Origin of the sequence: Achromobacter sp. Root170 (assembly GCF_001428165.1) — a bacterium.
GTDB lineage: Bacteria > Pseudomonadota > Gammaproteobacteria > Burkholderiales > Burkholderiaceae_B > Achromobacter > Achromobacter mucicolens.
On the sequence record NZ_LMHN01000012.1, the window covers coordinates 500405 to 514768 of the forward strand.

Below are 14364 nucleotides of genomic sequence, written 5' to 3' on the forward strand. Positions count from 1 at the left end.
CCCTGGTTGAAATCCCCCTTACACCCGGGGGTTACAGCGCCTTATTTCGTACAATCTGCATCTATGGAACTAAACCTGCTGGCACTGGAAACTTCGTCGTCACGATGTGGCGTGGCCCTTTTGCGGGCGGTCGACGGCCGCCTGGAGATCAGTGTCCGCGAACACGAAGGTTCCCAGGAACACGCCGAGCGCCTACTGCCTATGGCCGATGCGCTGCTTGCCGAGGCCGGCATTGCCGCATCAGGGCTGCACGCCGTGGCGTTCGGGCAGGGGCCCGGCGGCTTCACCGGCCTGCGCGTGGCCTGCGGCGTCGCCCAGGGAATGGCGCTGGGGCTGGGCATCCCGGTGTTGCCTATTGTTTCGCACCAGGCGGTGGCCGCGGACGTCGATGGCACCCCTGGCGAGGCCGTGGTCGTGGCGCTGGACGCCCGCATGAACGAGGTCTATCTCGCAGTCTACCGCCGCAGCGCCGCGGCGGGTGATGAATCCGTCTGGGAAACCCTGCAGGCGCCGATGCTGATCGCCGCCGCCGAGGTCGTGCCCTGGACGGCGCACCATTTGCCGATCTGGTCGGCGCGGGCCGGGCAGCCGATCGCGCCGCTGCTGGCAGGCGATGCCTGGGACGCATACGCCGCCGACATGGCGGCGCCCGCCGAATGGCGCCGTGCCGTCGATGCCCAGCGGCCGCAGGCAGCCAGCGTGGCGCGCCTTGCCCGCCAGGGCTGGCTGCGGGGCGAAACCCTGGCGCCCGAGCTGGCGGCGCCCCTGTATGTGCGGGACAAGGTGGCGTTCACCACCGCCGAGCGCCTGCGTGGCGAGGGCGGCAATCCCAAAGCCCAGCCATCGCTCGCCACGCCGGTGCCGCAGCCCATGACGCAGGCGGACCTGGAGGAAGTCGTGGCGCTGGAGGCGCAAGTACAGGCGTTCCCCTGGACGCGCGGCAATTTCGCTGACGCCCTGGCGTCGGGCTACGGCGCCTGGACGTTGCGGCGCGAGGGCAAACTGGCCGGATTCTGCGTGCTGATGTATGCGCCCGACGTGGCGCACCTGCTGGTGATTGCGGTGGCGCGGGACCTGCACCGCCAGGGGCTCGGCGGCGCGCTGCTCGATTGGTGCGAACAGCAGGCGCGCGAACGGGGGCTGGAAGGGCTGTTGCTGGAAGTGCGGCCGTCCAACGCCTCGGCCATCAGTTTCTATAAGGGCCACGGCTACCTGCAGATCGGTGTGCGCCGTGGTTATTACCCGGCTGACAAGGGCGGCCGCGAGGATGCCATCGTCATGCAAAAGCGCTTTGGCCAAGCCGACGGAGCCCAGGCATGAACCCGGTGGACGCCGCGGCGCGCCCCGTGCCTCCCCGCATCAACCCGTTGCAGCGCATCTGGCTGCGCGAACTCGGCATGGAGCGGCTGTGGCTGCGTACGCCGCCTGCCGCGCCGGTTATCAAGACGCCCGTCGGGCCCTCTGCCGCCGTGCCTTCCGGCGCATCGGCGCCAGCCCCCGTGGCGGCGCCCTCGGCCCTGTCCGGCGGCGCGCCCGCTGCCGCACCCCAATCCGCCATCGTCGCGCCGGCCCCGGCCGAATGGCCCTCTGCGGTTCCAACGATTGCGCCGCCCGCGCAGGCTGCCCAGGTTTCCGCGCCCGCCGCCACGCCGGCAGACCCGCCATCCGGGCGCGCATCATCGGCCATTCCGGCCTCGATCCTGAACCGCACCGGCCCGCCGCCGCGGCCGGCGCCGAAGGTCGAAGTCCAGGAGGAAGCGCCACCGCCCATTCCGGTGGCCGAGGCCGTCAAGGACGCCAATCTTGAACAGCTGGCCGCGCAGGTCGTGGCGTGTTCGGCCTGCGGCCTGTGCCAGGGCCGCCGCCATGCGGTGGTCGGCCAGGGCGCTCAGCCGACCCGTTGGCTGGTGGTGGGCGAAGCTCCCGGCGAACAGGAAGACCGCCAGGGCCAGCCCTTCGTGGGCCGGTCGGGCCAGTTGCTGGACGCCATGCTGGCGGCGGTGGGCATGAGCCGCGAGCGGGACGTCTTCATCACCAATGTCATCAAGTGCCGTCCCCCGGGCAACCGCAATCCCAAACCCGAGGAAATCGCCGCCTGCAGCCCGTATCTGATGCGGCAGATCGCGTTGCTCAAACCCGAGCGCATCCTGGTGCTGGGGCGGTTTGCCGCGCAGACGCTGTTGGGCACGGACGCCACCATCGGCAGCCTGCGGGGCCGCGTCCATCACTTGAAGACGGACGAGGGCGCGCAGATTCCGGTCGTCGTGAGCTACCACCCGGCCTATCTGCTGCGCAGCCCGTCGGAAAAGGCGCGTGCCTGGCAGGACCTGAAACTGGCCGCCCGCGAACTGTAGCGGAACCGGCGGCAAATGAAAAAACCGGGCGAGAGCCCGGTTTTTTGCTGGAAGATCAAGTGGTTGGCGCGCGCGGCCTAGTGGGTGGTATCCAGTGCGCGGCCGTGGCCTTCCTGTCCGATCTGGTCGTGCAGGTCGGGGTTGGCCTGCATGTTGCGCTTGCTCCAGCGCATGAAGACCACCATCAGCACGGCCACGACAGAGCCGAAGATCACGATGATCACGTTGATCGGCAGTTCCAGCCACAACAGCAGCGTGTACATGGCCACCATGAGCAGGATGTTGAGCTGTTCGTTGAAGTTCTGCACGGCGATCGAATGGCCCGCCGACAGCAGCACGTGGCCGCGGTGCTGGAGCAGGGCGTTCATGGGCACCACGAAGAAACCGGCCAGTCCGCCCGTCAGCAACAGCAGCAGATAGACGCTCCAGGGCTGGTAGACCAGCGGCATCAGCAGCACGACCAGGCCCATCATGGCGCCGACCGGCAGCACGGCGAGCGCGCGGCGCAGCGGGATGCGGCCGGCCAGGATCGACCCGACCACCGTGCCCAGCGCGGCCACGCCCATCAGCATCGACGCCTTGTCGAGCTGGTAGCCCAGGTGGCTGCGGCCCCATTCGATGACGATAAGCTGCAGCGTGGCGCCGGCGCCCCAGAACAGGGTGGTGACGGCCAGCGAGATCTGCCCCAGCTTGTCCTTCCACAGCACGCAGACGTAGCCCCAGAACGTGCGCACGAGGCGTACGGGGTTCTTCTGCTGCGGCGGATAACGCACGTGGGTGCGGGGAATCATCAGGTTGCACAGCGCCGCCAGCAGGTAGACGAAGGCGATGACGAGGATGGCGGCCTCGGCCGGCGTGTGGACCAGCTTGCCGATGAAGGAGTGGCTGAGCAGGGCGGTGGAAACGGACGAGGAGATCAGCAGGCCGCCCAGCACGGTGCCCAGGATGATGGAGAAGACCGTCAGGCCCTCGATCCAGCTGTTGCCCTTGACCAGCATGGTGGGCGGCAGCATTTCCGTCACGATGCCGTACTTGGCGGGGGAATAGGCCGCGGCGCCGATGCCCACCACGCCGTAGGCCGCGCAGACCAGCCAGGTCTGGTATTGGGGGGCGACGCCGATGCTGGCGTACGAGAACATCAGCAGACAGCCGGCCACCTTCAGGGCATTGGTGGAGAACATCACGCGGCCCTTGGGATAGGAGTCCGCGATGGCGCCGACGAACGCGGCCAGCACGACATAGGCCAGCGCGAACGACCATTTCATCATCGGGGCCAGCCAGTCAGGACCGTGCAGCTCCTGTATCAGCGCGATCGCTGCGATGAACAGCGCGTTGTCCGCCAATGACGAGAAGGCCTGCGCCGCCATGACCAGATAGAAACCACGTTTCAAGAATGTCCCCGATCTTTGGCCAGAGGCTGGCCAGTCCGCGTGAAAATTATGTGTCGTGCCAAAAAGTGTCAGGGAGTATAGCCGGACCCTTGCCCCGAGCCATTGCGCGTTTGCCCGCGGGTTGCCCGGCGCCAAGGTCAGGGTGGAGACCGCCTGCGGTATCATACGACCCATATGAGAGCCGGCCCTTCTTGGGCCGGTTTGCAATCTGTGCGGCAGGTCCGTTAACGCCTTTCGTTCAACCCACCCCGTCGTCATCGTACTGTGCGCCTTACTCAGCTCAAACTCGCCGGCTTCAAGTCCTTCGTCGACCCCACCGTCATCCCCGTGCCCAGCCAGCTGGTCGGCGTGGTGGGACCCAATGGCTGCGGCAAGTCGAACATCATCGACGCCGTGCGCTGGGTGCTGGGCGAAGCCAAGGCATCGGAACTGCGTGGCGAGTCCATGCAGGACGTCATCTTCAATGGCTCGGGCAACCGCAAGCCCGCCGCCCGGGCTTCGGTCGAAATGGTGTTCGACAACAGCGAGGGGCGCGCTGCCGGCCAATGGAGCAGCTACGCCGAAATTGCGGTGCGCCGGGTGTTGACCCGGGACGGCACCAGCAGCTATTTCGTCAACAACCAGCAGGTCCGCCGCCGCGACATCCACGACATCTTCCTGGGCACGGGCCTGGGCGCCCGTGGCTACGCGATCATCGGGCAGGGCATGATCAACCGCCTGATCGAAGCCCGCCCCGAAGAACTGCGGGTCTTCCTGGAAGAAGCGGCCGGCGTGTCGCGCTACAAGGAACGCCGCCGCGAGACCGAAAACCGCCTGTCCGACACGCGCGAGAACCTGACCCGCGTCGAAGACATCCTGCGTGAATTGAACAGCCAGCTCGAAAAGCTGGAAGCCCAGGCCGAAGTGGCCACCCGCTACCGCGAGCTCCAGGCCGACGGCGAAAAGAAGCAGCATTCGCTGTGGCTGCTGAAGGAAACCGGGGCCCGCGAGGAACGCGCCAAGAAGGCGCAGGAAATGGCGCAGGCCCAGAACGAACTGGAAGCGGCCATTGCCGGGCTGCGTGCGGGCGAGGCCGCGCTGGAATCCCGGCGCCAGGCCCACTACGCCGCCAGCGACGCCGTCCATACCGCGCAGGGCGCCCTGTACGAGGCCAACGCCCAGGTCAGCCGCCTGGAAGCCGAGATCCGCCACGTCGTCGATTCCCGCAACCGCCTGCAGGCCCGTCGTGATCAGCTTCAGCAGCAGATCGCCGAATGGACCAGCCAGCGCGAGCACTGCACCGAACAGATCGCCCAGGCCGAAGACGACCTGGCCGCGGCCGCCGCGCGCACCGAAGAGGCGCGCGCCACCGCGGAAGACGCGCAGGCGGGCCTGCCCTCGGTCGAGCAGCGCGTGCGCGAAGCCGCCGCCGGCCGCGACGAGATGCGCGCGGCTCTGGCCCGTGTCGAGCAGAACCTTGCGCTGGTCGCGCAGACCCAGCGCGACGCCGACCGCCAGATGCAGACCCTGGACCAGCGGCGCGAGCGCCTGCAACAGGAACTGCGCGAACTGCACAGCCCCGACCCCGAGCGCCTGGAACAACTGGCCGGCGACCGCGCCGCGGGCGAAGACCAGCTCGAAGCCGCCCAGGAAGAACTGGCCGTCCTGGAGGGCCGCGTGCCCGAGGCCGACGCCGAGCGCAGCCGCGCCCAGGCCGCCGCCCAGACCGAAGCCCAGAACCTGGCCCGCCTGGAAGCCCGCCTGTCCGCGCTGGTCAAGCTGCAGGACGACGTGCAGAAGCAGGGCGCGCTCGAACCCTGGCTGGCCAAGCACGAACTCGCCGGACTGTCGCGCCTGTGGCAGAAGCTGCACGTCGAACCGGGCTGGGAAACCGCCCTGGAATCGGCGCTGCGCGAACGCATGGCTTCCATGGAAGTGCGCAATCTGGATTGGGCGCGCGCCTTTGCCGACGATGCGCCGCCCGCCCGGCTGGCGTTCTATCAACTGCCCGCCGCCGCGCCCACGCCGCCGGCGCCGGCCGGTTTCACGCCGCTGGCCAGCCTGCTGCGCATCACCGATCCCGACCTGCGCACGCTGCTGAACGAATGGCTGGCGGGCGTCTACACGGCCAATGACCTGACCCAGGCCCTGGCCCTGCGCGCCACCTTGCCCGCCGGCGCTGCCTGCGTGGTGAAGGCCGGTCACCTGATCGACGCGCACAGCGTGCGTTTCTATGCGCCCGACTCGGAACAGGCTGGCCTCCTGGCGCGCCAGCAGGAAATCGAAAACCTGCAGCGCGAGATCAAGGCCCAGCAACTGATCGCCGACCAGGCCCGCGCCGCGGTTGCCCGCGCCGAAGCCGCCTGGCAGCAGGTGTCCCAGGCCATCTCGCCGGCGCGCACGCGTGTGGCCGAAGTCACGCGCCGCGTGCACGACATTCAGCTGGAACATTCGCGGCTGCAGCAGCAGGCCGAACAGTCCGGCGAACGCGCCTCGCGCCTGCGTCAGGACCTGGAAGAAATCAAGGCGCACGAAGAAGACCTGCGCGCCACGCGCGAAGAGGCCGAGGCCCGCTTCGAAGCGTTGGACGAAGAACTCGCCGAGCACCAGTCCAAGTTCGCCGATGCCGAGATGGACGGCGAGACGCTGGCGGCGCAAGCCGAGGCGGCCCGCACCCGTCTGCGCGAACTGGAGCGCGCTGCCCAGGAAGCCGAATTCGCCGAACGCGGCATCCAGGTCCGCATCACCGACCTGCAGCGCAACCAGCAACTGGCCGCAGACCAGAGCCAGCGCGGCGCGGTCGAGCTGGAACAGTTGATGGGCGACCTGGCGGAGCTTGACGCGTCCGCGTCGCAGGCCGGCTTGCAGGATGCCCTGGAAATGCGCGCCGAGCGCGAGGAAGCGCTGTCGCGCGCCCGCCAGGAACTCGAAAACCTGGCAGCCCTGCTGCGCGGCGCCGACGAGGACCGCCAGCAACAGGAGCAGACGCTGGAACCGCGCCGCGCGCGCATCATGGAATTGCAACTGCAGGAGCAGGCCGCGCGACTGGCTGAAGAACAGTTCACGGAGCAGCTCAACGCGCGCGAAGTCGACCGCGAGGAGCTGGCCCAGTTCCTGGCCAACCAACCCGACGAATGGCGCCGCGCCAGCTGGCTGCAACAGGAAGTCGGCCGCATCTCGCGCCAGATCGAAGCGCTGGGCTCGGTCAACCTGGCCGCGCTCGACGAGCTGAACACCTCGCGCGAACGCAAGGGCTTCCTGGATTCCCAGCACCAGGACCTGATGACCGCCATCGAGACCCTCGAAGACGCCATCCGCAAGATCGACCGCGAGACGCGCGAACTGCTGCAAGAGACCTTCAACATCGTCAACGGCCACTTCGGCGATCTCTTCCCCAAGCTCTTCGGCGGGGGCGAGGCCAAGCTCAGCATGACCGGCGAAGAAATTCTCGACGCGGGCGTGCAGGTGATGGCACAGCCGCCGGGCAAGCGCAACAGCACGATCCATCTGTTGTCGGGCGGCGAAAAGGCGCTGACCGCGACCGCGCTGGTGTTCGCGTTGTTCAAGCTGAACCCCGCGCCGTTCTGCCTGCTCGACGAGGTGGACGCGCCGCTGGACGACGCCAACACCGAACGCTATGCGAATCTGGTCGCCAACATGAGCGAGCAGACGCAGTTCCTCTTCATCTCGCACAACAAGATCGCGATGCAAATGGCAAAGCAATTGATCGGTGTAACCATGCAAGAGCAAGGGGTTTCGCGTATCGTTGCGGTAGACATAGATTCGGCCGTCCAGATGATGGCCTCCGAAGCGGCATAAACCCAATATTGAGAAAGGCGCCGCCTTCCAGGCGCGGGATTTATACATGAGTGATTTGCAGATCGGGCTGATAGCCCTGGGCGTCTTGCTGATACTGCTGGTGTTGGGATTCAACTGGTGGCAGGACCGGCGCGTGCGCCGCAAGATGCAGAGCCACTTCCCCACGTCCGAACAGGATCCGTTGCTGGGCGCGGGGGCGGCGGGCGCCGCCACGGCCAATGTGGCCCGGCGCGAGCCCGGCATGGGCGGTGAGCCCGCGCGCGCGCAGCCCGGCCAACCGGCCCCCGTCGATCCCGGCAGCGATGCCGACGACGCGGAAGAACCCGATCCCGCGTGCGAAGTGGTCATCGAGATCAACTTTGCCGACGCGGTGCGCGGCGCGGATCTGCTGCCTTACATGCAGAGCCTGCGCAGCGTGGGCCGCAAGCCCATGCGCGTGTTCGCCGAAACCGACCAGCGCCGCCACCGCGCGCGCGTCCATCCCGGCGAATCCTATGCCTCCATGCAGTTGGCCGTGCTGCTGGCCAACCGCAGCGGTCCCCTGACCGCCATCGAATGGTCGCAAGCCTGGGCGCGTGCCCAGGACATGGCCGAGCGCTTCGACGCCACGATCGAAGGCCCCGACCAGCAGGCCGTGCTGGAGCAGGGCGCCCGACTGGACGACACCTGCGCCGCACTGGATACCCAGGTTGGCCTGACGCTGCTGTTGGGTTCGGCCCAACCGGCAGCCGAAGTCCTGGCCGTGGCGCGCGACGTCGGTTTCGTCGCCGACGGCAACCGCCTTGCGTGGCCCAACGAAAACGGCGTGGCCCGCTTCACGCTGGCCCGCGCAGACGGCGCGGCGTTCGACGCGGGCATGGGCGGCATCGAACGCCTGTACCTGCTGCTGGACGTGCCGTGCAGCCCGGCCGACACCCGCGCCTTTGGCCGCATGGTCGATGTGGGCCGCGACCTGGCGTCGCGCCTGCGCGCCGAGCTGGTCGACGATCAGGGCAAGCCCCTGGCCGATGGCTCTGAAGCCGTCATCGACGAGCGCCTGCAGGTTCTCTTCGGCCAACTCGAACAAGCGGGTCTGCCCGCCGGCAGCGAGCGCGCCCAGCGGGTGTTTGCCTGATGGCAAGCATGTCCGGCGAGAACCCGGCGCAAGCCGCGGCGCGCCTGCGCGCCGAAATCGAACAGCACAACGTCCGCTACTACGTCTACGACGAGCCTTCCGTCTCGGATGCCGAGTACGACGGGCTGATGCGCGAATTGCAGGCCCTGGAGGCCGAGCATCCCGAACTGGTGACGCCGGAATCGCCCACGCAGCGCGTGGGCGCGGCGCCGGTCTCCGCGTTTGGCAGCGTGCGCCACGTGGTGCCGATGCTGTCGCTGAACAATGCGTTTTCCGAGGAAGAGGTGGCCGCCTTCGACCGGCGCGTCACCGAGACGCTGCGCGGCGCCGGCATGCTGGGACCCGCGCAGCAGCCAGACTACTTCTGTGAACTGAAGCTCGACGGCCTGGCGATCAGCCTGCGCTACGAGGACGGCCGCCTGGTGCAGGCCGCCACCCGCGGCGACGGCCAGACCGGCGAGGACGTCACGTCCAACATCCGTACGATCAAGGCAATTCCCCTGCAATTGAAGGGCGCGGCCCCGAAGGTGCTGGAGGTGCGTGGCGAGGTGCTGATGAACCGCGCCGACTTCGAAAAGCTGAACGCCGCCCAGGCCAAGCGCGATGAAAAGGTCTTCGTCAACCCGCGCAATGCGGCGGCAGGCAGCCTGCGCCAGCTCGATCCGCGCATCACGGCCAAGCGGCCGCTGCGTTTCTTTGCCTACGGCTGGGGCGAGGTCCATGGCTTGCCCGGCTCGCAGAGCGGCCTGTTCGACGAAGCCTCCGCGGGCGCGGCGCAGGCGTCGCAACTGCCCGAGAAATCCCACGGCGCCATGCTGGAGTGGTTGTCCTCGCTGGGGCTGCCGGTCAATGTGGTGCACAACCACCGCGCAAGCGGCGCGCAAGGCCTGATGGACTTCTACGCCAAGGTGGGCGCCTTGCGCGCCACCCTGCCGTACGACATCGACGGCGTGGTCTACAAGGTCGATTCGCTGCCCGCGCAGAAGGTGCTGGGCTTCGTGGCGCGCGCGCCGCGCTTTGCGCTGGCGCACAAGTTCGCGGCCGAAGAAGCCACCACGACGCTGGTGGACATCGAAGTGCAGGTGGGCCGCACCGGCGCCATCACCCCGGTCGCGCGGCTCAAGCCCGTGTTCGTGGGCGGCGTCACCGTCACCAACGCCACGCTGCACAACGAAGACGAGATCCGCCGCAAGGACGTGCGCATTGGCGACACCGTCATCGTGCGGCGCGCGGGCGACGTGATTCCCGAAGTGCTGGGCCCGGTGCTGGAAAAGCGGCCCGACGATGCGCGTGAATTCGTCATGCCGACGCAATGCCCGGTCTGCGAATCGGCCATCGAGCGCCTGGAAGGCGAGACCATCGCGCGCTGCACCGGGGGCCTTTTCTGTGGCGCCCAGCGCAAGCAGACACTGTGGCACGCCGCCAGCCGCAAGGCCCTGGATATCGAAGGCCTGGGCGAAAAGCTGGTGGACCAGTTGGTGGACAGCGGCCGCGTCAAGACACTGGCAGACCTGTACAGCCTGCGTCCGCTGGAACTCGTGGGCCTGGACCGCATGGGCCAGAAGTCCGCGGACAACCTGGTGGCCGCCATCGAGAAGGCGCGCTCGCCCAACCTGTCCCGGCTGCTCTTCGCGCTAGGCATCCGCCACGTGGGCGAAACCACGGCGCGGGACGTCGCACGGCATTTTGGCAGCATCGACGCCATCATGGACGCGGACGAAGACGCCTTGTCGTCGGTGCCGGACGTGGGTCCCGTGGTGGCCGCGTCGATCCGGCATTTCTTTGCCGAGCAGCACAACCGCGACGTCATCGAGCAACTGAAGTCGCAGGGCGTGAACCCGGTGGCCGAAGCCGCGCCGCAAGACACCACGCTGGCCGGCAAGACCTTCGTGCTGACCGGCACGCTGCCCAACTGGACGCGCGAAGAGGCCTCGATGCACATCCAGGCCGCGGGCGGCAAGGTCAGCGGCTCGGTGTCCAAGAAGACGGCTTATCTGGTCGCGGGCGAAGATTCGGGCAGCAAGCTGACCAAGGCCCAGGAACTGGGCGTGCCGGTGCTGGATGAAGATGGACTGAAGGCGCTGCTGGGCGTTTCCTAGCCAGGACGCTGCCGCGCGCTAACGAAGAAGGGCTGTACGCCACCGGCGTGCAGCCCTTTTTGTTGCTTGCTGGGGGGGGGGTGTCAGACACCCCGCAGAGATGGTCTTCAGCTTGAGGCAGCGTTTCAGGGGGTGTCTGACACCTGGGTCGGCCCCCAAAAAAAACTGCCCGCGATCGGCGGGCAGTTATTTGAGCAGCGCAGACCTTACTGGATCTTGGCCTTTTCGCGCAGTTGCTTCTGGTAGTCGGCCAGGGTTTGCTGGCGCAGCATTTCTTCCAGCTGCGGGCGGACCTGATCCATCGGCGGGAATTCGACCGGACGGGTGTCGTCAACCATGATGATGTGCCAGCCGAACTGGGTCTGGACCGGCTTGTCGACCAGTTGGCCCTTCTTGAGCTGCGTCACGGCTTGCGCGAACGGCTGTACGTAGTTGGTCGGGGGCGCCCAACCCAGATCGCCACCCTTTTCGGCGCTGCCCGGGTCCTTCGAGTTCTTCTTGGCCAGGTCGTCGAACTTGCCCTTGTTTTTCTGCAACTGGGCCAGCAGGTCGTTCGCCTTCTTCTCGTCTTCGACGAGGATGTGGCGGACCTTGTATTCCATCTTGCCGGCCTGTTCCTTCTTGATCTTCTCGTATTCGGCGGTGACCTGGGCGTCGGTGACCGGGTGCTTGGCCAGGTAGTCGGCCATCAGCGCGCGGACCAGGATGCCTTGGCGGGCCAGTTCGATTTCGGTCTGGACGTCGGCCTGCTTGGCGATGCCGCTGGATTCGGCGGCTTGCACGAAGATCTGGCGGTTGATCATTTCCTGCTTGACCTGTTCGCGCAGTTGGGGCGAATCGGTGGCGCCTTGGCCGACCAGGAGCTTGACGAATTGATCCAGGCTCTTTTGCGGGATGGCCTTGCCGTTGACGGTTGCCACGTTTTGCGCAAAAGCCGGCACGGCGATGACGCAGGCCGCAGCCAGCATGACGATGCGTTTCATGAATATCCTTTTACTTTCTATTTGGGAGCCTGGGCGTCAAGCGCAAGCGCATGAATCGGATAGGGGATCAAATCTTGCAAATGATGATACACCAGCCGGTGCCGCGCAACGGCGGAGAGCCCCGTAAAGCAAGGCGCTACGATGATGACGCGGTAATGGCCGGCGCCGTTTTTACTGCCTTCGTGGCCGGCATGCAAATGGGAGTCGTCCAGGATGTCCAGACTGACGGGTTCCAGGACGGCAAGGCGCTCCCGGATCAGGGCGATACGGTCGGTGGTTTCTGGCATGGGAAGCTCAGGGCTTGCCGGGCGGCGTGGCGCCCGGGTTGGCCGGCGTGTTTTCCTCGGTCTGGATGTGCTTGCCCAGCCACAGGGACTGGCCAATCACGAAGACGATCATCAGTCCCATGAGGCCGAAGGCCTTGAAACTGACCCATTGGGATTCGGTGAAGTGACCCGAGAACGCGACATACAGATTGAGCGCGCCGGCAATCAGGAAGAAGGCGGCCCAGATCATGTTCAGCTTGTCCCACGCGGCGTCCGGCAGCTGGATCTGCTTTTCCATCAGTCGGCGGATCAGGTTGCGCTTGAACAACAGGCGGGCAAAGACCAGCGCGCCGCCGAACATCCAGTACAGCACCGTGGGCTTCCATTTGATGAAAACGTCGCTGTGCAGCCAGATGGTGGCGCCGCCGAACACCAGGATGACCGTCAGGTTGATCCAGTGCATGGCTTCGGTGGGGCGCCCGGTGGCCTTGAGCCAGACGATCTGCGCCACTGCGGCCGCCATGGCGACGCCGGTGGCGGTGAAGATGTCCGTATACCTGTAGGCGATGAAGAACAGGAGCAGCGGAAAGAGGTCGAACAGGAACTTCTTCATCAGTCTTCTAGGGGCTCAAACGTCATCGACAGGGAATTGATGCAGTAGCGCAGGCCGGTGGGTTCGGGACCGTCGGGAAAGACGTGGCCGAGGTGGGCGTCGCAGACGTTGCACAGCACTTCGGTGCGAACCATGCCGTGGCTGATGTCGCGCTCTTCGCGCACCAGTTCGGGGTCCAGCGCCTGAAAGTAGCTGGGCCAGCCGCAGCCGGCGTCGAATTTGGTGTCGGATGCGAACAGCGCGGTGCCACAGCCGACGCAGCGGTAGATGCCAGGGGTGAAAGTATCCCAGTAGCGCCCGGTGAATGCGCGTTCGGTACCCTTTTGGCGGGTGACCACGTATTCTTCGGGGGAAAGCTGGGCGCGCCATTCGGCGTCGGTTTTGCGTACTTTTTCCATATGAGCTCTTGGAGTCGCGATGCCCGAAATGGTTCGGGCATAATCCCGCCCCATGTTAATCGAGTTTGACCAGGCGGTAGTGTCGACGCCCCAGGCGGAAGTGTTGCGCGGGGTGAGTCTTACCCTGGCCGAACGCCGCGTCGGCATCGTCGGTCCCAATGGCGCCGGCAAGAGCACGCTGGCGCGGCTGGTCAATGGCCTGGTGGCGCCCACGTCGGGCAGCGTGCGCGTGGACGGGCTGGATACGCGGCAAGAGCTGAAGGCCGTGCGCGCGCGCGTCGGCTTCGTCTTTCAGAACCCGGAAAACCAGATCGTCTTTCCCATCGTGCGCGAAGACCTGGCGTTCGGCCTGAAGCGCCTGGCGCCCGACCGCCACGAGCGCGAGGCCCGCATCGACAGCCAGTTGAACCGGCTGGGCGTGGGCCATCTGGCCGACCGCAGCAGCCACACGCTGTCCGGCGGCGAACGCCAATTGGTGGCGCTGGCCGCCGTATTGATCATGGAGCCTGCGCTTATCGTCTTTGACGAACCCACCACGCAGCTCGACCTGCGCAACCGCAACCGGGTGCGCGCCGCCATCGACGGGCTGCCCCACGACGCCATCGTCGTGACCCATGACCTGGAACTGCTCGAGGATTTCGACCGCGTGCTGGTCGTGCGTGATGGCGTGATCGCGGCCGACGACTCGCCAGCCGCCGCGCTGCGCTGGTACCGGGAGCACTGCGCATGATGGAGCCGCTGTACGTCACGGGCGACACACCGCTGCACCGGCTGCCGGCATGGGTGAAGCTGCTGGCGCTGATGGCGGCGGGCGCGGGCCTGTTCCTGCTGCGCGATCCGCTCTGGCTGGCGTTTGCCTTCGGCGTCTCGGTGGCGATGGTCTGGTCCACGGGCGTCGCGGCAGCAGCCGTGTGGCGCCAGGTGCGCGGGCTGCTCTGGGTGCTGCTGGCCGTGGCGCTGTTCACCGGCTGGTTCCAGGGGCCGATCGAGGCCCTGGCCGTCGTGCTGCGTGTGGCGGCAATGGTCGGCTTGGCCCTTGCCGTGACCCTGTCCACCCGCACGTCCGATCTGATTGCCGTCTGCGAGCGGACCTTGCGGCCGCTGGAGCGCACGGGGCTGGTCGATGCCGAGAAGGTGGCGCTGGCCCTTGCGCTGGCGCTGCGTTTCGTGCCGGAGATCTGGCGCAATTTCCAGGAGATCCGCGAGGCGCAGGCCGCGCGCGGTCTGGGCGCAAACCCGGTCGCGCTGATCGTGCCGCTGATCGCGTTGACCTTGAAGCGGGCCCAGGAAGTGTCCGAAGCGATCGACGCGCGCAGCTTCTGACCGCACGCGCCCAACATTCATACCC

The 14364-nt window shown here is 67.0% G+C and carries 12 protein-coding genes; 7 read left to right on the top strand and 5 right to left on the bottom strand.

Features of this window, described 5'->3' with window-relative positions; translation table 11 throughout:
- Nucleotides 1–63 precede the first annotated feature (63 nt).
- On the top strand, nucleotides 64–1320 hold the full coding sequence (gene tsaB, locus ASD87_RS12495; RefSeq protein WP_056321759.1) for a tRNA (adenosine(37)-N6)-threonylcarbamoyltransferase complex dimerization subunit type 1 TsaB: 1257 nt from the start codon (nucleotides 64–66) through the stop codon (nucleotides 1318–1320).
- Nucleotides 1317–2354 (top strand): uracil-DNA glycosylase, encoded by a 1038-nt coding sequence (locus ASD87_RS12500; protein ID WP_056321763.1) that lies wholly within the window; start codon nucleotides 1317–1319, stop codon nucleotides 2352–2354. The genes tsaB and ASD87_RS12500 overlap by 4 nt, the downstream gene beginning before the upstream one ends.
- Before the next feature lie 77 nt (nucleotides 2355–2431).
- Here ASD87_RS12500 and lplT read toward each other — a convergent pair whose 3' ends face one another.
- Entirely contained in the window at nucleotides 2432–3745 is a 1314-nt protein-coding gene (gene lplT, locus ASD87_RS12505) for a lysophospholipid transporter LplT (protein ID WP_056321765.1), read from the bottom strand.
- A 264-nt stretch (nucleotides 3746–4009) separates the two neighbouring features.
- Between lplT and smc the strand changes: the two genes are divergently transcribed.
- From smc to ligA, 3 genes are read left to right on the top strand one after another with little or no spacing between them, the layout of a single operon-like run.
- Nucleotides 4010–7543: a chromosome segregation protein SMC gene (gene smc / locus ASD87_RS12510; RefSeq protein ID WP_056321768.1), complete on the top strand. Its 3534-nt coding sequence runs from the start codon at nucleotides 4010–4012 to the stop codon at nucleotides 7541–7543.
- A gap of 46 nt (nucleotides 7544–7589) precedes the next feature.
- Entirely contained in the window at nucleotides 7590–8657 is a 1068-nt protein-coding gene (locus ASD87_RS12515) for a cell division protein ZipA C-terminal FtsZ-binding domain-containing protein (RefSeq protein WP_056321771.1), read from the top strand.
- Nucleotides 8657–10756 (top strand): NAD-dependent DNA ligase LigA, encoded by a 2100-nt coding sequence (gene ligA, locus ASD87_RS12520; RefSeq protein ID WP_056321774.1) that lies wholly within the window; start codon nucleotides 8657–8659, stop codon nucleotides 10754–10756. Before ASD87_RS12515 ends, ligA begins: the two co-directional genes overlap by 1 nt.
- Before the next feature lie 206 nt (nucleotides 10757–10962).
- On the opposite strand, the gene ASD87_RS12525 is transcribed toward ligA, so the two are convergent.
- Genes ASD87_RS12525 through msrB form a run of 4 tightly spaced genes read right to left on the bottom strand, consistent with a single transcriptional unit; the run spans nucleotide 10963 to nucleotide 13016 of the window.
- Entirely contained in the window at nucleotides 10963–11739 is a 777-nt protein-coding gene (locus ASD87_RS12525) for a peptidylprolyl isomerase (protein WP_056321777.1), read from the bottom strand.
- A 17-nt stretch (nucleotides 11740–11756) separates the two neighbouring features.
- Nucleotides 11757–12026 carry a BolA family transcriptional regulator gene (locus ASD87_RS12530; RefSeq protein WP_056321779.1) on the bottom strand — a complete coding sequence of 90 codons (270 nt, stop codon included), beginning with the start codon at nucleotides 12024–12026 and terminating at the stop codon, nucleotides 11757–11759.
- 7 nt (nucleotides 12027–12033) lie between these two features.
- Nucleotides 12034–12618, bottom strand: a complete 585-nt coding sequence (locus ASD87_RS12535; RefSeq protein ID WP_056321782.1) for a septation protein A — start codon at nucleotides 12616–12618, stop codon at nucleotides 12034–12036.
- A complete protein-coding gene (msrB, locus tag ASD87_RS12540) occupies nucleotides 12618–13016 on the bottom strand; it encodes a peptide-methionine (R)-S-oxide reductase MsrB (protein ID WP_056321785.1) in 399 nt (132 codons plus the stop codon). The genes ASD87_RS12535 and msrB overlap by 1 nt, the downstream gene beginning before the upstream one ends.
- 52 nt (nucleotides 13017–13068) lie before the next feature.
- On the opposite strand from msrB, the gene ASD87_RS12545 reads away from it, so the two are divergent.
- Together ASD87_RS12545 and ASD87_RS12550 are read left to right on the top strand one after the other, a co-directional pair.
- Entirely contained in the window at nucleotides 13069–13746 is a 678-nt protein-coding gene (locus ASD87_RS12545) for an energy-coupling factor ABC transporter ATP-binding protein (RefSeq protein WP_056321789.1), read from the top strand.
- Nucleotides 13743–14339, top strand: a complete 597-nt coding sequence (locus ASD87_RS12550; RefSeq protein ID WP_056321794.1) for an energy-coupling factor transporter transmembrane protein EcfT — start codon at nucleotides 13743–13745, stop codon at nucleotides 14337–14339. Before ASD87_RS12545 ends, ASD87_RS12550 begins: the two co-directional genes overlap by 4 nt.
- Nucleotides 14340–14364 lie beyond the last annotated feature (25 nt).

Bases quoted from the DNA above. Each gene is read 5' to 3' on its own strand.
- ASD87_RS12500 (WP_056321763.1), top strand. From the start codon at position 1,317: ATGAACCCGGTGGACGCCGCGGCGCGCCCCGTGCCTCCCCGCATCAAC.
- ASD87_RS12515 (WP_056321771.1), top strand. From the start codon at position 7,590: ATGAGTGATTTGCAGATCGGGCTGATAGCCCTGGGCGTCTTGCTGATA.
- msrB (WP_056321785.1), bottom strand. From the start codon at position 13,016: ATGGAAAAAGTACGCAAAACCGACGCCGAATGGCGCGCCCAGCTTTCC.
- ligA (WP_056321774.1), top strand. From the start codon at position 8,657: ATGGCAAGCATGTCCGGCGAGAACCCGGCGCAAGCCGCGGCGCGCCTG.
- tsaB (WP_056321759.1), top strand. From the start codon at position 64: ATGGAACTAAACCTGCTGGCACTGGAAACTTCGTCGTCACGATGTGGC.
- ASD87_RS12535 (WP_056321782.1), bottom strand. From the start codon at position 12,618: ATGAAGAAGTTCCTGTTCGACCTCTTTCCGCTGCTCCTGTTCTTCATC.
- ASD87_RS12525 (WP_056321777.1), bottom strand. From the start codon at position 11,739: ATGAAACGCATCGTCATGCTGGCTGCGGCCTGCGTCATCGCCGTGCCG.
- ASD87_RS12550 (WP_056321794.1), top strand. From the start codon at position 13,743: ATGATGGAGCCGCTGTACGTCACGGGCGACACACCGCTGCACCGGCTG.
- ASD87_RS12530 (WP_056321779.1), bottom strand. From the start codon at position 12,026: ATGCCAGAAACCACCGACCGTATCGCCCTGATCCGGGAGCGCCTTGCC.
- ASD87_RS12545 (WP_056321789.1), top strand. From the start codon at position 13,069: ATGTTAATCGAGTTTGACCAGGCGGTAGTGTCGACGCCCCAGGCGGAA.